Annotated in this window: 13 protein-coding genes; 12 read left to right on the top strand and 1 reads right to left on the bottom strand. The window is 63.8% G+C overall.

Annotated features, from left to right (window positions below; translation table 11 throughout):
* Positions 1–36 precede the first annotated feature (36 nt).
* The 3 genes from folE2 to ACGYLX_RS02775 all read left to right on the top strand — a co-directional run bounded on the left by folE2 (position 37) and on the right by ACGYLX_RS02775 (position 3,122).
* Positions 37–1,128, top strand: a complete 1,092-nt coding sequence (gene folE2, locus ACGYLX_RS02765) for a GTP cyclohydrolase FolE2 (protein WP_168611956.1) — start codon at positions 37–39, stop codon at positions 1,126–1,128.
* A gap of 215 nt (positions 1,129–1,343) precedes the next feature.
* Entirely contained in the window at positions 1,344–1,592 is a 249-nt protein-coding gene (locus tag ACGYLX_RS02770) for a hypothetical protein (RefSeq protein ID WP_067262845.1), read from the top strand.
* Between the two features lie 81 nt (positions 1,593–1,673).
* On the top strand, positions 1,674–3,122 hold the full coding sequence (locus ACGYLX_RS02775) for a TrkH family potassium uptake protein (protein WP_168611957.1): 1,449 nt from the start codon (positions 1,674–1,676) through the stop codon (positions 3,120–3,122).
* Between the two features lie 66 nt (positions 3,123–3,188).
* On the opposite strand, the gene ACGYLX_RS02780 is transcribed toward ACGYLX_RS02775, so the two are convergent.
* A complete protein-coding gene (locus ACGYLX_RS02780; protein ID WP_168611958.1) occupies positions 3,189–5,039 on the bottom strand; it encodes a serine protease in 1,851 nt (616 codons plus the stop codon).
* A gap of 155 nt (positions 5,040–5,194) precedes the next feature.
* Between ACGYLX_RS02780 and ACGYLX_RS02785 the strand changes: the two genes are divergently transcribed.
* The 9 genes from ACGYLX_RS02785 (at position 5,195) to glmM (ending at position 16,648) form a co-directional block, all read left to right on the top strand.
* Positions 5,195–6,142, top strand: coding sequence for a glycine--tRNA ligase subunit alpha (locus ACGYLX_RS02785; protein ID WP_168611959.1), 948 nt, complete (start codon positions 5,195–5,197; stop codon positions 6,140–6,142).
* Positions 6,139–6,654, top strand: coding sequence for a DUF6446 family protein (locus ACGYLX_RS02790; RefSeq protein WP_168611960.1), 516 nt, complete (start codon positions 6,139–6,141; stop codon positions 6,652–6,654). Before ACGYLX_RS02785 ends, ACGYLX_RS02790 begins: the two co-directional genes overlap by 4 nt.
* Before the next feature lie 81 nt (positions 6,655–6,735).
* Positions 6,736–7,551, top strand: a complete 816-nt coding sequence (locus ACGYLX_RS02795; protein ID WP_394447236.1) for a DUF1206 domain-containing protein — start codon at positions 6,736–6,738, stop codon at positions 7,549–7,551.
* Positions 7,552–7,643: 92 nt separating this feature from the next.
* Positions 7,644–9,878 carry a glycine--tRNA ligase subunit beta gene (gene glyS / locus ACGYLX_RS02800; RefSeq protein WP_168611961.1) on the top strand — a complete coding sequence of 745 codons (2,235 nt, stop codon included), beginning with the start codon at positions 7,644–7,646 and terminating at the stop codon, positions 9,876–9,878.
* A gap of 73 nt (positions 9,879–9,951) precedes the next feature.
* Positions 9,952–12,489 (top strand): pyruvate, phosphate dikinase, encoded by a 2,538-nt coding sequence (locus ACGYLX_RS02805; protein WP_168611962.1) that lies wholly within the window; start codon positions 9,952–9,954, stop codon positions 12,487–12,489.
* A gap of 129 nt (positions 12,490–12,618) precedes the next feature.
* Positions 12,619–13,260 (top strand): cell wall hydrolase, encoded by a 642-nt coding sequence (locus tag ACGYLX_RS02810; RefSeq protein WP_168611963.1) that lies wholly within the window; start codon positions 12,619–12,621, stop codon positions 13,258–13,260.
* 105 nt (positions 13,261–13,365) lie between these two features.
* Positions 13,366–14,292 carry a dihydroneopterin aldolase gene (locus ACGYLX_RS02815; protein WP_168611964.1) on the top strand — a complete coding sequence of 309 codons (927 nt, stop codon included), beginning with the start codon at positions 13,366–13,368 and terminating at the stop codon, positions 14,290–14,292.
* Positions 14,292–15,299 carry a dihydropteroate synthase gene (gene folP / locus ACGYLX_RS02820; RefSeq protein WP_168611965.1) on the top strand — a complete coding sequence of 336 codons (1,008 nt, stop codon included), beginning with the start codon at positions 14,292–14,294 and terminating at the stop codon, positions 15,297–15,299. Before ACGYLX_RS02815 ends, folP begins: the two co-directional genes overlap by 1 nt.
* Positions 15,300–15,301: 2 nt before the next feature.
* Entirely contained in the window at positions 15,302–16,648 is a 1,347-nt protein-coding gene (glmM, locus tag ACGYLX_RS02825; protein ID WP_168611966.1) for a phosphoglucosamine mutase, read from the top strand.
* Position 16,649: the final 1 nt, after the last annotated feature.

Genomic DNA, 16,649 nt, shown 5'->3' on the forward strand with positions numbered 1-16,649 from the left:
TCATACATTGAAAGCGACAGACCGGAGGGCCGCGCAATGAACATCGTGACTGAGATGTCCGAGACACCGGACCGGGAGGCGGCGCAATCCGCGCTCGCCACGCTGCGCGCTTGGGCCGAAACGGCCACCCCGGCTGAGATTGCGGCGCTGGACCCGGCCATGGCCCGGATGCTGGCCCCAGCCGAATATCCCGCCCTCAGCCGCGCCTATCCCGAAGATTTCACCGCGGGCGACAACTACCGCGCCAGCCTGCCGGACCTGCAAAACGGCCCCTCCAGCCTGATCCGCGGCGCGCAACAGTTGATCCAGCATGTCGGTATCTCGAACTTTCGCCTGCCGATCCGCTATCGCAGCCGCGAGGGCGGGGATCTGCGGCTTGAGACTTCCGTGACCGGCTCGGTCTCGCTCGATGCGGAGAAAAAGGGCATCAACATGTCCCGCATCATGCGCAGCTTTTACCGCCATGCCGAGGCCACTTTCAGCTTCGAGGTGATCGAAGCGGCGCTGGATGATTACAAGGCCGATCTTGAGAGCTTGGACGCGCGAATTCAGATGCGCTTTTCCTTCCCAATGAAAATCGGCAGCCTGCGCTCGGGCCTCACGGGCTATCAGTATTACGACATCGCGCTGGAGTTGGTAGAACAGAACGGCGAGCGCAAGAAGATCGTGCATCTCGACTATGTCTATTCCAGCACCTGCCCCTGTTCGCTGGAACTGAGCGAACACGCGCGTCAGACCCGCGGGCAATTGGCGACGCCGCATTCGCAACGCTCCGTCGCGCGGATATCGGTCGAGACACGGGACGAGGGCGATTGTCTGTGGTTCGAAGACCTGATCGAGATTTGCCGCCGCGCCGTGCCGACCGAGACGCAGGTCATGGTCAAACGCGAAGACGAACAGGCGTTCGCCGAGCTTAACGCCGCCAATCCGATCTTTGTCGAGGATGCCGCGCGGCTGTTTTGCGAACAGCTTTTGGCCGATGACCGGGTGGGCGATTTCCGCATCGTCGCCAGCCATCAAGAAAGCCTGCATAGCCACGATGCGATCAGCGTGCTGACCCAAGGTGAGACCTTTGCCGCGCAGAGCATCGACCCCAAGCTTTTCAACACGCTCTTCCACGTCGGCTGACCCCGGACGGCGCGGCAATCGCGCATTGGTTGTTCGCAGCCCGCGCCGCGCCCCTTTGCGGGGTATTCTGTCTGTCTTAGCGCGAAAATGGCGAATGTCGCCCTGTCAGCCCTGCAAGGCCCGACCAGCGGCTATGCGAAAACGTCGGTTCTGCTGCGGCGCAGCATTGCCTATCTAACGGTCATCGAAATACTGGAAATTACAAAGGCAATCAGATGACCTACCAGAGCACTGCTCACCCCGCCCACTCCGTCTCTCCCCTCGAAGGGCTGCGGCGCGCCGGCGCCGGTCTGCGCCGCTTTTTTGCGGGGATCGGCCATGGCATCATGATGGGCTCCACCGCCCAACGCCGTTTTGAGCAAGTCCAAGGCCTGCAAGCGAAAAGCGACGAAGAACTGGCCGCCATGGGCATCAAGCGTGACGACATCGTTCACCACGTTTTCAAAGACCTCTACTACATCTAAGACGACACGGACCGGGGCCAAATCGCGCCCCGGTCCCGTCTCGGCTTGACAGCGACGAGCGGCCAAGCCAACGCTGCGCGCATGTTGGATATACGACCTGTCGGATATGTCGTGGGCCTTTTGGTGGCCGTGCTCGGCCTTGCCATGATCATCCCGATCTTGGTCGATCTGGCCGAAGGCCGGGGCCAATGGTGGGTCTTCGTCGAAAGCGCACTGATCACGACGCTGGGCGGCGGTATGATCGCCCTTGCCAGTGCCAATGGAGTCCGCGAAGGGCTCACCATTCAACAGACATTCATGCTGACCACCGGCGTCTGGTTGATGCTGCCGCTCTTCGGGGCCTTGCCCTTCGTTCTGGGCGCGACCGAGGCCAGCTTGACCGATGCCATGTTCGAGGCGATGTCGGGGCTGACGACCACCGGGGCCACGGTGCTGACCGGGTTGGAAGACCTGCCCAAGGGGCTGCTGATCTGGCGCGGTATTCTGCAATGGCTGGGCGGCATCGGTATCGTCGTTGTCGCCATGGTCTTCCTGCCTGAGTTGCGGGTCGGTGGTATGCAGATCTTCAAATCCGAATCCTTCGACACTTTCGGGAAAATCCTGCCCCGCGCGGGGCAGATCGCAACGCAGATTTCGGTGATCTACCTCTGGCTCACGCTGGCCTGCATGCTGAGCTATCTGGCCCTTGGGATGACCACCTTTGACGCGACCGTACATGCGCTGACCACGGTCTCAACGGGTGGTTTTTCCAACTACGATGCCTCCTTCAGCACCTTTTCCGGCCCCGCCGAATATGTCGCCGTGATTTTCATGATCCTCGCCGCGCTGCCCTTCGTACGCTATGTGCAGCTGATCAACGGCAACCCCGTGGCCCTGCACCGCGACCCGCAGGTGCGCGGCTTTTTCATGACGATGACCTTTCTGGTGGTGATCGTCTTTTTCGTTCTGCGCAGCGGCACGACCTATGAATCCGAGCGGGTCTTGCGCGAAGCGCTGTTCAACATCACCTCGATCATTTCGGGCACCGGCTATGCCTCGGCGGACTATATGCAATGGGGCAGCTTTGCCGTGGCGCTGTTCTTTTTCATCGGCCTGATCGGCGGCTGCGCCGGATCGACCACCTGTTCGATCAAGATCTTCCGCTATCAATTGCTCTTTGCGTCGATCCGCGCGCAATTGCGGCGGATCCGTTCGCCCCACGGTGTCTTTACCCCGCGCTACGATGGCCGCCCGGTGGGGGCGGACGTGCTAAGCTCAGTGATGTCCTTCTTCATGTTCTTCGTCGTATCGCTTGGCCTGATCTCGGTCGCGCTGAGCCTGACGGGGCTGGATTTCGTCACCTCGGTTTCGGGGGCGGCGGCGGCGCTGGCGAACATCGGCCCGGGGTTGGGAGAGATCATCGGCCCGGCGGGGAACTTCAGCAGCCTCAACGACACGGCGAAGTGGATATTGATCATCGCCATGTGGATCGGGCGGCTGGAGCTGATGGCGGTCTACGTCATGTTCACCGCCAAGTTCTGGCGCGCTTGAAACGCGAAAGGGCGGCGCCGATGGCGCCGCCCTTCGTCTTTGTCGCTTGGGGCTGAGCCCCCCGCGTTATTCCCAGCAGCTGACCAAGACGGTCATGCCCTGCGCGCGCAGGGTCAGGTCGCGCGGCGCGATCGGGCCTGTGGCCCCCTGCGCCTGTTTGCTGCCCAGCCCGGCATCCTGCGCTGCCTTGAGGATCACATCACCATCAAGGGCAAAGCTCACGTCTTCGGGCAGTTTGCGGTCCGCTTCCGTCTGGGGCAGCAACATGCCCACGACGTGGCCATTCTCGTCAAAGACCGGACCCCCGGCATCGCCGGGCTGGGCCTTGACCGACAGGCGCTTGAGGGTCTCATCTCCGTTCAGCCCCTTGAGGTCCGACAGCGCGCCAAAGGTCAGGGTCGCCGCGCTCAGCACGCCCTCGTAGGAGTAGCCCGCGACGGAGATTTCCGATTGCAGGCGCGGGGCCGCGTTGCTGAACTCGGCCACCGCCAGCGGGGCGAGGCGGCTTTCGGGCTTGAGCAGGGCAAGGCCGCGCGCCTCATCGGTGGCGACCACCGTGGCATCGGTATCGGCGTCCAGCGTCACCCGCCCGCAAGAGGCCACGACTTCGCTGGTGGTGACCACTGCGCCATTGCCATCGATGAAAAAGCCGCTGCGGGCGATCTTGGGCTGGCGGATTTGCAGACCGGCGACCAGATCAATCGCCTGCGCGTCGCTGTTGCCTGCGGCAGCGTCAAGCACGCCGGGCAGACGCGTGAGGCTTTTCGACATCTCGGCCACCACGCGGCGGCGGCGGTCTTCGTCCCCGGCGGGCCAGATCAGGGTGAAGCCCTTGATCTGACCGTTCTCCAGCGAGACCTGCGTCTGGCTGATGATGCTGCCGTTCTCGCCGATCAGCTCAAAAGAATTGCGCTTGCGCTCGCGCGGGCCATCCAAGGGGACGATCTCAAGCGTTTGCATGATGTCGTACAGGCCATAGAGCGTATCTTGATTGCCCGGCTGGCTGATCAACAACACCCGCGCGCCGATGTTGCCGCTGCTGTCGTAATGGGCAAAGGGCGGCTCATAGCGGGCGAAGTCGACCTCGGCGGTGGGCATCATGATTTCGATCCCGGCCTTCTCGTCGCGCACCATTTGCAGGCCCAGCCCGTCCAGTACGGCGTTATACTGCGCCATCAGAGCCGCCCGCTGGCGGGTGGTCAGCACGCCGGTCTGCTCATAGCTGTTGGCGCCCTGCCACGCGCGCATGGAGGCCCGGGTGCCACGGCCAAAGGCACCGTCAATCGCGGCATCATAAAAGCCTGCCCATTGCAGGGCGATTTGCAGGTCCTTGCGCTCTTGCGCCGAAAGGGCGCGTTCCGAGCGGCGCGCCTCTGCAGGGGTCTCATCTGGTTCGGGCGGGGTGGGGGCCGGGGCGGTCTCGGCCTCTGCGGCTTCGGTTTCACCCTCCGTCCCTGTGGGATCAAGCGGGGTTGTCGTGACATCGGGGGTGCTGCTGCCTGCGGCGGCTTCCTCTGGCGCAACGCCATCCACGCCCACGGGGGCGTCGATCACACCGGTTTCCAGAACGTTGTCACCCACGGGCCAGAACTGCTGCTGGAACCGGCTGGATTGCTGGATGAAGCTGTCGCGCGGCACCAGACCGTCGCGCACATAGCTGCGCAGCACCAGTTCCGCATCCTCGCGCCGGTAGGGGCCCACGGCGATACCATACCAACCGCCGCCCAAGGCAAAGCCATTCACGTCATCCAACAGGGTCTCATAGGCGCGCGCCCGGTCCGTGGCCTCGGCCAAGGACGGCTGCGCCTCGATCTGAACCCAAACGACATCCTCTGCCGATTGCGCCCGCGCAAGGCCCGCCCAGGTCAGGCTCAGGGCCAAGAAGATCGCCACGGGGGCACGTAGAATTCGCTTCATCGTCACTCAACTCTCGCAAAACCAAATCCGAGCCAGATTACGCCGGAAAGCGGCGCGAATGCCATGCCAAAGGGGGCGAAATTCTGATAAAGCTGTGATTGACCCCCATGGTTTGCAGACGTAGGAAAGGCGCGCATCATTAAGGGGCAATCACCATGTCTGACGCAGCGCAGAAACCACGCTCTTTCCAAGAGATCATCCTTGCTTTGCAGAGCTATTGGGCGCGGCAGGGCTGCGCGGTGCTGCAACCCTACGACATGGAAGTGGGGGCGGGCACCTTTCACCCGGCCACCACGCTGCGCAGCCTTGGCACCCAGCCTTGGGCCGCGGCCTATGTTCAGCCCTCGCGCCGCCCCACCGACGGGCGCTATGGTGAGAACCCGAACCGTTTGCAGCATTACTACCAGTATCAAGTGCTGATCAAACCCAGCCCCCCCAATCTGCAAGACCTGTACCTCGGCTCGCTCGAAGCCATCGGCATCGACATGGCGCTGCACGACATCCGCTTTGTCGAAGACGATTGGGAAAGCCCGACGCTCGGCGCTTGGGGGCTGGGTTGGGAAGTCTGGTGCGACGGGATGGAGGTGTCGCAGTTCACCTATTTCCAGCAGGTCGGCGGCCATGACTGCCACCCGGTTTCGGGCGAGCTGACCTACGGGCTGGAGCGTCTGGCGATGTATGTGCTGGGTGTCGATCACGTCATGGGCATGCCCTTCAACAGCCCCGACGCGCCGATCCCGCTGACCTATGGCGATGTGTTCAAACAGACCGAAGAGGAATTCGCGCGCTGGAACTTCGACACGGCCAATACCGAGGTGCTGCTCGATCAGTTCAACGAGGCCGAGGCGCATTGCAAATTCATCCTCGAACAGCCCGCCGAAGACCCAAAGACCGGCAAGCGCATCGTCATGGCGCATCCGGCCTATGACCAATGCATCAAGGCGAGCCATATCTTTAACCTGCTGGATGCCCGCGGCGTGATCTCGGTCACCGAGCGGCAGGCCTATATCGGGCGGGTGCGGGCGCTGGCCAAGCAATGCGCGGATGCCTTCGTGCAGACCCGCGCCGGCGGCTGGACGCCCGAGGCGGACAGCGCGGCATGAGCGGCAAGATTGTTGGCATCGTGATCCTCGTCTCCGCAGTGATCGCCGGTGCGGCGCTCTATTACCTTCAGATCTACGGCTTTTATCACGATGTGCCCGAGGCTAAGGTTGAACTCGTCTCTTTGACGACGGAGGAGCCGGAGGAGATCGCGGCGGAGAACCTACAGGCCATCGACGCCGACAGTTCCCCGATCCGGTTCCGCGCCTGTTTCGAGCATGACATCAGGCTCGCCATGGCGACCGAGACCTATGAGATGACCGACCACACCGATCCGCGCAACGCGCCGGGCTGGTTCGATTGTTTCGACGCCCCCGCCATCGCGGCTGAGATCGAAGCGGGCAGCGCGCTGACCTTCCTCGGCGGCAAAAACGTGCACTACGGCGTCGACCGGATCGTGGCGCTGACCGACGACGGGCGCGGCTATATCTGGCATGAGCTGAACGACTGCGGTGAGAAGTCCTATGACGGCACCGTGGTGGGCGAGGCCTGCCCGGAACGCCCCGCCGACTGATCTTATCCCCGCGCGCGGACCCTTTCGGCGGAACCTTTTGACGCTGCCGAACGCTTGTCCCCACATAGAACGGGGGCGAAAATGTCAGAGAAAACACATGAGGGGCTGAAATGGGTGATGCGCGCGGGCTATGGCGCGCGCGGGGTGATCTATACGATCATCGGGGGGCTGGCGCTTTTGGCCGCTCTGAAACGCACCCAAGCCTCGGGTACGAAAGACGCCCTCGCGGCACTGCGGGATGAGCCCTATGGCATCCCCGCTCTCTTTGCCATCGGCATCGGGCTGCTTGCCTATCTGGTCTGGCGGGTCGCGGCGGGTGTGAAGGATGTCGAAGACCACGGCACCGACGCCAAGGGGCTGATCGCGCGGCTTGGGCAGGTCACGACCGGGCTGATCCACGGCGGTATCGGCGTTTCGGTTCTCGCTCTGGCGCTGAGCGGCAAGAACTCCGGCGGCAGTTCCGCGCAAGACTGGACGCAAAAGCTGATGGCCATGCCTGCCGGGCGCTATATCGTGGCCGCCGGTGCGCTGATCCTGCTGGGCGCGGGGATTTACTACGCCTACAAAGGGCTGAGTGGTAAGTATAAGGGCCATCTGGCGCGCACCCATTTCACCGAAAGCATCGACCCCATCGTGAAGATTGGCCTTGTCATCTATGGCGGCATTCTCGCGCTCGTCGCCTTTTCGCTGGGCTATGCGGCGCTCACGGCCAACCCCGAACAGGCGGGCGGTCTGGGCGAGGCGCTGCAAGACCTGCGCGGCATGGCCTTTGGGCGCTTCCTTCTGGGCGGGGCCGGGCTGGGGCTGATCGGTTTCGCTGTCTATAACTTCGTCGAGGCGGGCTATCGCGTGGTGCCGAAATTCTCCGACCCGGATATCCGCACCTTGTTGGATTAAACGCGGGGCGGGGGGCTAGACCCTCCGCCTAGCACTCGTTATCCAAGCCCCCGATGAGACGCCGCCGTCGCGGCAAGAATTGGGGGCCGCCCGTGCCAGATCTGCTGATTGAACTTTTTTCCGAAGAAATCCCCGCGCGGATGCAGAAACGCGCGGGCGAAGACCTGCAAAAGCTGGTGACCAACGGTCTGGTCGAGGCCGGTCTGACCTATGGCTCCGCTGCCGTCTTCACCACCCCGCGCCGCCTGACGCTGGCGCTTCGCGACATGCTCGCCGCCAGCCCCCGGCAGGTGGAAGAGCGCAAGGGCCCCAAGGCCGACGCGCCCGAGAAAGCCATCGAAGGTTTCCTGCGCGGCGCGGGTCTGACGCGCGACCAGCTTGAGGAGCGCGACACACCCAAGGGCAAGGTGCTTTTTGCCAAGATCGAGAAACCGGGCCGCCCCGCCGCCGAGATCGTGGCCGAGGTGCTGGAGCAGACCATCCGCAACTTCCCTTGGCCCAAGTCCATGCGGTGGGGCAGTGGTAGCCTGAAATGGGTCCGCCCGCTCCATTCCATCCTCTGCGTCATCAGCGACGAGGCCGGGGCCGAGGTGGTGCCGCTGACCATCGACGGGATCACCGCCGGGAACACCACGCGCGGGCACCGTTTCCTCGCCCCCGACGAGATCGAAGTCGCGGGTTTCGAGGATTATCAGGACAAGCTCAGCCGCGCCTTCGTCGTGCTCGACCCCGCCGCGCGGGCCGATACGATTTGGCATGACGCCACCAATCTCGCCTTCGCCGCCGGGCTGGAAGTGGTTGAGGACGCAGGGCTTCTGGCCGAAGTCGCGGGCCTCGTGGAATACCCCGTCGTGCTGATGGGCCGCATCGGCGAGGATTTCCTCGGCCTGCCGCCGGAAGTGCTGCAAACCTCCATGAAAGAGCATCAGAAGTTCTTCTCGGTCCGCAATCCGAAGTCGGGGCAGATCGAGCGGTTCGTCACCGTCGCCAACCGTACCACCGCCGACGAGGGCGCAACGATCCTCGCCGGGAACGAAAAGGTGCTGGGCGCGCGGCTCTCGGATGCCAAATTCTTCTGGGACAACGATCTGCGCACCGTCACCTCCGGCGCGGGCATGGAGACTTGGGTCAAGGCGCTGGAAAACGTGACCTTTCACAACAAACTCGGCACGCAGGCCGAGTTGATCGACCGCATGGCGACCCTCTCGCGCGAATTGGCGCCGCTGGTTGGCGCGGACGCTGACGAGGCCGAGAAGGCTGCTCGCGTCGCTAAGGCCGATCTCAGCTCCGAGATGGTCTACGAATTCCCCGAGTTGCAGGGCCTGATGGGCAGCTATTACGCACGCAGGGCGGGGATGTCGGATGCCGTGGCCGATGCGGCCAAGGACCACTATGCACCGCTTGGGCCATCCGATGACGTGCCGACCGCGCCGGTTTCCATCGCCGTGGCACTGGCCGAGAAGATCGACAAACTCACCGGCTTCTGGGCGATTGATGAGAAACCGACCGGAAGCAAGGACCCCTTCGCGCTGCGCCGTGCAGCGTTGGGGGTTATTCGGATATTGATTGAGAATGATGTCTCCACCAACTTGGCTCCCTTATTTCAACGCTGTATTTTGGATACAACCTTAGAAATGGTTGTCGCACATCGGGCGCTAGTCGACATATCGAACAAGGGCATAGAACTCATTCAAGGTACAGTGCCTCCTCCATCCAGAGAGCAAATTGCTGAAAGGTTGAACTCTGAAAAGGTAATCTGGTCTAACGGGGCGGGCTCATTACCGCAACTTGATATAAATTCTTCTCATCTCCTCTCCTTCATCCACGACCGCCTCAAAGTCTACCTCCGCGACCAAGGCATCCGTCACGACATCATCGACGCCTGCATCGCTATGGACGGCAGCGACGACCTGACCCTCTTGGTCAAACGCGCCCGCGCCCTGTCGGAAACGCTGAAAACCGACGACGGCGAGAACCTGATCCAAGGCTTCAAACGGGCCAACAACATCCTCAGCCAAGCCGAAGAAGTCGATGGCGTGGAATACTCCTTTGGCGCCGATCCGAAGTTTGCCGAGACGGAGGCCGAGAAAGACCTCTTCGCCGCACTCGACAAGGCCGAGGCCAAGATCACCCCGGCGATGGCGGCGCAGGATTTCTCGACCGCGATGGCGGCCATGGCCGAATTGCGCGAGCCGATCGACGCCTTCTTTGAGGCGGTGCAGGTCAACGCCGAGAACCCCACGGTGCGGCGCAACCGGCTTAATCTGCTGAGCCGCATCCGCACGATCTGTAGCGCCGTGGCGGACTTGACCAAACTGGACGGCTGACCCAGAGGGGGCGAGATCCCTTGCCCCTTCTGCCTCAACCCCTATGCTGCACCGGAACGATTAAGGTGCCGCAGTGCAGAACGATCCCCATACCACGCTGGTGACCCCCACCGCGCCGATTGCCAATACCACCCACGGCGGGCGGGCCAAATGTTTGCAACGTCTCGTGCGGCTCGACCTGCCGGTGCCGCGCACCATTGCGCTGTCCTTTGACGCGGTGCAGCAGATCGCGCGGGGCCAGATGCCCGACGTGCAGGCGGTGGTCGATCAGTTCCCGAAGGGTGCGCTGCTTTGCGTGCGGCCCTCCAGCCAAGACCCCGATTGGGGCGGGCCGGGGGCGGTGCTGAACATCGGGATCAACGACGCGCTGTTTGAAAGCTATGCTGGCACCATCGGCGAAGGGCCAGCGGCGGCGCTTTATTCGCGTTTCGTGCAGTCCTACGCGGTCAATGTGGCCCGTCTCGACCCGGATATGTTCGACGATGTGAACGGCGATGGCCGCGCGGCGCTGATGGAATCCCTGCGCGCCTATGAGGCCGAGACCGAAGAGCGTTTCCCCCAAGACCCGGCAACGCAACTGGCCGCCGTGCTGCGCTCCATGGCGCGGGCGTGGAACGGCACCTCGGCGCGGCTGCTGCGGCAGGCCAAGGGCGCGCCTGCGGATGCGGGGCTGGGGCTGGTGGTGCAAGAGATGGCCTTTGGCGTGGGGCAGGGGCAATGCGGCTCGGGCGTGTTGCAACTGGTCGACAGCGACACCGGCCTGCCGCAGATCACCGGGCGCTATCTGAGCCAGAGCCAAGGGCGCGATGCGCTCGAAGGCGATGCGGCGGCGATGTATCTCACCCGCGATCCGCGCGGGCCATCGCTTGAAGAATTGGTGCCCGAAGCCTTTGCCGAGTTGAAGGATCACGCGGCGCTGATGCGCAAGAGGCTGCGGGCCGAGATGCAGGTCGAATTCGTGATCGATCAGGGCAAGCTGCATATCTTGGACGGTGTAAAGGTCGCGCGTTCCTCCCGGGCTGCCGTGCGCATTGCCGTGGCGCTGGCCGACGAGGGGATCATCAGCCGCGAGGAAGCGCTCATGCGGGTGCAGCCGCGCACGCTGTCGGAACTGCTGCACCGCCAAGTCGACCCGAGCGCCAAGCGTGACGTGATCGGCCGCGGCATCGCCGCCAGCCCCGGCGCGGCCACCGGGCGGATCGTCTTTTCCGCCAGCGACGCGCAGGCCAGCGCCGCGCGGGGGGAGCCTTGCATCCTCGTCCGGCGTGAGACTTCGCCCGAGGATATTCGCGGCATGCATGCCGCCGCCGCCGTGCTGACTGAACGCGGCGGCATCACCAGCCATGCGGCGGTGATCGGGCGCGGCATGGGGCTGCCTTGCGTGGTTGGTGCCTCGAACATGCGCTTTGTGGTGACCCAACGGCAGATCATCGCCCCCGACGGGCGGGTCTTTGTCGAAGGCGATCAAGTTACCGTCGATGGCTCCACCGGGCAGGTGCTGGCGGGGGCGGCCAAGATGCAGGAGGCCGCGCTCGACGATACCTTTAACCGGCTGATGGGCTGGGCCGAGGACGTGGCCGATATCGGCATTCGCGCCAATGCCGACACGCCGACCGACGCCCAGACCGCGCGCAACTTCAATGCCCATGGCATCGGCCTGTGCCGGACCGAGCATATGTTCTTCGAGCCGGGCCGCCTCACCGTGATGCGCGAGATGATCTTTGCCGAAAGCGGTGAAGACCGTCGCGCCGTGCTGGAACGTCTGCTGCCCATGCAGCGCGAGGATTTCACCCAGCTTTTCCGCATCATGCAGGGTCAGCCGGTCTGCATCCGCCTGTTCGACCCGCCGCTGCATGAATTCCTGCCTTCCGACAAAGCCGGGCAGCGCGAATTGGCCGAGGCGCTTGGCCTTCAGATGTCCGACGTGACGCGCCGCGTGGCGGCGATGACGGAGTATAACCCGATGCTTGGCCTGCGCGGCGTGCGCTTAGGGGTCACGGTGCCCGAGATCTACGAGATGCAGGCCCGCGCGATTTTTGAGGCGACGATCGAAGCCAGTCGCGATGGCGAGCCGGTGGTGCCCGAGATTATGATTCCGCTGGTCAGCGCCCGGCGCGAGGTGGAATTGGTTAAAGCTAGCGTCGATGCCGTGGCCGCCGCTGTGCGCAGTGAACGCGACGCGAGCTTTACCTACCGCCTTGGCGTCATGGTGGAGACCCCGCGCGCCTGTCTGCGCGCCGATGATATCGCGCCGCACTGCGCCTTCCTCAGCTTCGGGACCAACGACCTGACGCAGATGACCTATGGCCTCTCGCGCGACGATGCGGGGCGCTTCATGTCGAACTACGTCCAGCAGGGGGTCTATCCAGAGGATCCCTTCCATGTGCTCGACACCGATGGGGTCGGCGAATTGCTGCAACTTGGCGCGGCACGGGGGCGCAAAGCCCAGCCCGGAATCACCCTTTCCATCTGTGGGGAGCATGGTGGCAACCCCGAATCCATCGCGTTTTGCCGCGAATCGGGGTTCGATTATGTTTCCTGCTCGCCATTTCGCGTACCAGTCGCGCGTTTGGCCGCCGCCCAACTCGCCATTGCCCACAAGATCGGGTAGGGGCGGCGGGCGCCAGCCCAATTTATACCATAATTCGGCGAGTTTCTGCACATAACGTCTGGTTGGGTTTACCGCCGGGAACCTTTTGGCTATCCGCCCCGCAGCCCTAACAATGATGCGAGGCGCATAATGCGTTTTATCCGGTCGATCTCTTTTGCTCTTTCCATGGTGCTGTGCAGCAGCCCGCTGGCGGTTCAGGCCAGCTCCGAAAGCGCGAGCGATCTTGCGCAGATTGAAATTCAAGGTCTGAAGTCCGCCGGTGCGGCGCGGCTTCAGGAGATGGTCGCACAGCCCGTGTCGGCCAGCGAGACAGATGTGAAATTCTCCACGGCTTGGATCGACAGCCAGCCCAAGGCCGAAGGCAACGCTGAGTTGCAGTGCCTTGCCGAAGCGCTCTATTTCGAGGCGCGCGGTGAGACGGTCAAGGGCCAGTTCGCCGTGGCCGAAGTGATCATGAACCGGGTGAAATCCGCCCGTTTCCCCGGTACGCTTTGCGGCGTGATCAACCAAGGGACCGGGCGCAAGTATCAGTGCCAGTTCACCTACACCTGCGACGGCCACAAAGAGGTCATCAATGAGCCGCGCGCTTTTGCCCGTGTCTCGAAAGTCGCGCGTGCGATCATCGACGGCAGCGCGCCGAAGCTGACCAATGGCGCGACCCACTATCACACCACTGCCGTGAACCCCAATTGGGCGCGGGTCTATACCAAGACCGCGCGGATCGGGCAGCACCTCTTCTATCGCCACACATGGAAGACCGCCTCGAACTGAGGGGCGGGATGTGCCTTCGGGTGCTGGCCTGCCGCCGGTGGGCCTGCTAAATATGCATCGAAGCGCCCCGGTGGGGCCATTACCCTGATCCGATAGGCGCTGCCGATGTCCGACGACGAAATTCGACTTGCCTTTGCCCACCCTTCCGAGCGGGCAGAGACGATGGCTGGCCCCGAGCCGCGTGATCGTATCTCACTGCGCGATCATATCGTCGAGGTTGAGATCGGTGCCTTTCAGGCCGAGCGGGACGTGACCCAACGGGTCTGCTTTAACGTGGTGGTCGAGGTGGCCCCCCTGACGGGTGTGGTGGACGACGATGTCGACCGTATCCTGTCCTACGACCGCGTGACCGAAGCCATCGCCGCCGAGCTTGCCGCCGAACGGCTCAACCTTTTGGAAACGCTGGCCGAACGGGTGGCCGACCGTATTCTGATCGAGCCGCAAGCGATGCGGGTCTTCGTGCGGATCGAAAAGCTCGACCGTGGCCCCGGTGCCCTTGGCGTTGAGATCGTGCGCGCGCGGGAAGAGGCCGCTTCGCAGGACGCGGGCCAAGAGGCTCCGCAGCCGCGCGTGGTTTATCTCTCCAACGCGGCGATTGCTTCAGCGCGTTTGCCGGGATGGCTGGACCAATTGAAAGCCGCTGCGGAGCCGGTAATCCTCTGTGTCGGCCCCCCCGACACCCCTTTGCCACAGGCCGAGGATGAGAAAGCGCAGCGCCACATTGACCTCTTAGCCATCGAACAGAACGCTTGGTTGCTTTCAACCCGCGATCCGCGGGGCGCGGTGGTCGGCAGCCGGACGGAGTTGGACTGGGCGATGAAGAACGGCCAGATCAGCATCTGGGCGCCTGCGCGGATCGTGCTCGACGCGGTGGACGGCCCCACGGCCCCGCCAAGCGCGGCACCCGCCCTAGCCGCTTGGTTCGCGGAGAGTTCATCGGCCTGCGAATTAGTGCTGATCGGCGCAGACCAGCCCGAGGGCACGGCGCTGCCTATGCGCCTGCTTGACGTCGACAGCGCGGAGATCGTTTGATGACCGAGTACCATCGCCCCTTGGTTCAGATCGGCCCCGCGCGGCCCGAAGCTGCGCTGACCCTCGCGGGCGGTTGGGGCTGGTTCACCCATGTTGAGCTCTTGTCGCGGGGGCAGACGCCGCGCGTGATCCCGGCAGATGCGCTCCCCTCCGCCGCGCGCGATGCCCTCACCGCGCCGCGCCCAGCCATCGCGGGGTTAAGTTTCGACCGCCCCCGCGTGATGGGCATCCTCAATGCCACGCCTGACAGTTTCTCCGACGGGGGCCGCCATGCCGATCCGCAGGTCGCGGTCGCCGCGGGGGTGGCGATGCTGGCGGCGGGAGTCGATATACTCGACATCGGCGGGGAATCCACCCGCCCGGGCGCCGAGACGGTGCCGGAAGACGCGGAAATCGCGCGTGTCCGGCCTGTAATCGAAGGGCTGCGGGCGGCCGGGGAGGGGGCGATCAGCATCGACACCCGCAAGGCCGCCGTGGCCGAAGCCGCCGTGGCGGCAGGGGCGGATCTGGTCAATGACGTGGCAGGGCTGACCTTTGACCCGGCGCTTGCGCCCTTTTGCGCGGCGCGGGGGCTGCCGGTCTGTGTGATGCACGCCCAAGGCGACCCGGCCACGATGCAGCGCGACCCGCGCTATGATGACGTGCTGCTCGACGTCTATGAATATCTGGCCGAGCGGATCGCGGCGCTTGAGGCGCAGGGCATCCCGCGCGCGAATATCATCGCCGATCCGGGCATCGGCTTTGGCAAGACGCTGGAACACAACCTTGCGCTACTCGCGCGGCTGAGCCTGTTCCACAGCCTCGGGGTGCCGATCTTGCTCGGCGCGTCGCGTAAACGTTTCATCGGCACGATCGGCGGCGGCGCGGCGGGGGAAGACCGCGCGCCCGGCTCCATCGCGGTGGCCCTGGCGGCACTGAACCACGGGGTCCAAGTCTTACGCGTTCACGATGTGGCGCAAACCATTCAATCCATTTTACTTTATCGTTCGGCACTGGCAGGAAAATAGATATGACAAAGCTTTTTGGTACAGACGGCGTGCGGGGCACCGCCAATATTCACCCCATGACCGCCGACATGGCGCTGCGTATCGGTGCCGCCGTCGGGCGCTATTTCCGGCGTGAGAAAAGCGGCGTGCACCGTGTGGTCATCGGCAAAGACACGCGCCTGTCAGGCTATATGTTCGAAAACGCGCTGACTGCGGGCCTCACCAGCACTGGCATGAACGTGTTGCTGCTGGGGCCGGTGCCGACACCAGCGGTGGGGCTTTTGACGCGTTCCATGCGGGCCGATCTGGGGGTGATGATCTCGGCCAGCCACAACCCGGCCAGCGACAATGGCATTAAGTTCTTCGGCCCGGATGGGTTCAAACTCTCCGATCAGGTTGAGCAGGAAATCGAGGCGCTGGTCGCCGAAGGGGTTGAGCCATCGGCGCCGGATCAGATTGGCCGGGCCAAGCGGATCGACGACAGCCGCTTTCGCTATATCGAACGGGTGAAATCCTCTTTCCCGCGGCAGATGCGTCTTGATGGGCTCAAGGTGGTGATCGACTGCGCCCATGGCGCGGCCTACCATGTGGCGCCGATGGCGCTGTGGGAATTGGGCGCGAATGTGATCCCCGTGGGCGTGGACCCGAACGGGTTCAACATCAACGACGGCTGCGGTTCCACCCAGCCGCAATCGGCGGCGGAGGCCGTGGTGGCCAATGGTGCCGATGTGGGCATCTGCCTTGATGGCGACGCTGACCGGGTGATCCTGATCGATCAGAATGGCCGCATCGGCGACGGCGATCAGTTCATGGCGCTGATGGCCGCGCGTTGGGCCGAAGAGGAGCGTCTTGCGGGCAAGGCGCTTGTCGCCACGGTGATGAGCAATCTGGGGCTGGAGCGTTTCCTGAACGACCGTGGTGTGCGGCTGGAGCGGACCGGAGTCGGCGACCGCTATGTGGTGGAGCGGATGCGCGAAGGGGGCTTCAACCTCGGGGGGGAGCAGTCGGGCCATATCGTGATGACCGACTATGCGACCACGGGCGACGGGCTGATGGCTGGGATGCAGTTTCTGGCCGAGATGGTCCGCTCGGGCAAGCCTGCTTCGGAACTGCTTTACCAATTCGACCCGGTGCCGCAGCTGCTGAAAAATGTGCGCTTCTCCGCCGGGCAGGCCCCGCTGGAAGACGCGCAGGTCAAAGCCGCCATTGCGCAGGCAGAGGCCGATCTGGCGCAGGGTGGGCGGCTGTTGATCCGCAAATCGGGCACGGAACCCTTGGTGCGCGTCATGGCCGAACATGAGGACGCGGCACTGATGGAGCGTGCCGTCGACAGCGTGGTCGAGGCGGTGAATACGGCGGTGGGCAGCTAAG

This window comes from Sulfitobacter sp. 1A13496 (genome assembly GCF_043557225.1).
GTDB lineage: Bacteria > Pseudomonadota > Alphaproteobacteria > Rhodobacterales > Rhodobacteraceae > Sulfitobacter > Sulfitobacter faviae.

What these genes read in the sequence shown, in the direction of transcription:
- folE2 (WP_168611956.1), top strand. Translation starts at nt 37, where the DNA reads ATGAACATCGTGACTGAGATGTCCGAGACACCGGACCGGGAGGCGGCG.
- ACGYLX_RS02770 (WP_067262845.1), top strand. Translation starts at nt 1,344, where the DNA reads ATGACCTACCAGAGCACTGCTCACCCCGCCCACTCCGTCTCTCCCCTC.
- ACGYLX_RS02775 (WP_168611957.1), top strand. Translation starts at nt 1,674, where the DNA reads ATGTTGGATATACGACCTGTCGGATATGTCGTGGGCCTTTTGGTGGCC.
- ACGYLX_RS02780 (WP_168611958.1), bottom strand. Translation starts at nt 5,039, where the DNA reads ATGAAGCGAATTCTACGTGCCCCCGTGGCGATCTTCTTGGCCCTGAGC.
- ACGYLX_RS02785 (WP_168611959.1), top strand. Translation starts at nt 5,195, where the DNA reads ATGTCTGACGCAGCGCAGAAACCACGCTCTTTCCAAGAGATCATCCTT.
- ACGYLX_RS02790 (WP_168611960.1), top strand. Translation starts at nt 6,139, where the DNA reads ATGAGCGGCAAGATTGTTGGCATCGTGATCCTCGTCTCCGCAGTGATC.
- ACGYLX_RS02795 (WP_394447236.1), top strand. Translation starts at nt 6,736, where the DNA reads ATGTCAGAGAAAACACATGAGGGGCTGAAATGGGTGATGCGCGCGGGC.
- ACGYLX_RS02810 (WP_168611963.1), top strand. Translation starts at nt 12,619, where the DNA reads ATGCGTTTTATCCGGTCGATCTCTTTTGCTCTTTCCATGGTGCTGTGC.
- ACGYLX_RS02815 (WP_168611964.1), top strand. Translation starts at nt 13,366, where the DNA reads ATGTCCGACGACGAAATTCGACTTGCCTTTGCCCACCCTTCCGAGCGG.
- folP (WP_168611965.1), top strand. Translation starts at nt 14,292, where the DNA reads ATGACCGAGTACCATCGCCCCTTGGTTCAGATCGGCCCCGCGCGGCCC.
- glmM (WP_168611966.1), top strand. Translation starts at nt 15,302, where the DNA reads ATGACAAAGCTTTTTGGTACAGACGGCGTGCGGGGCACCGCCAATATT.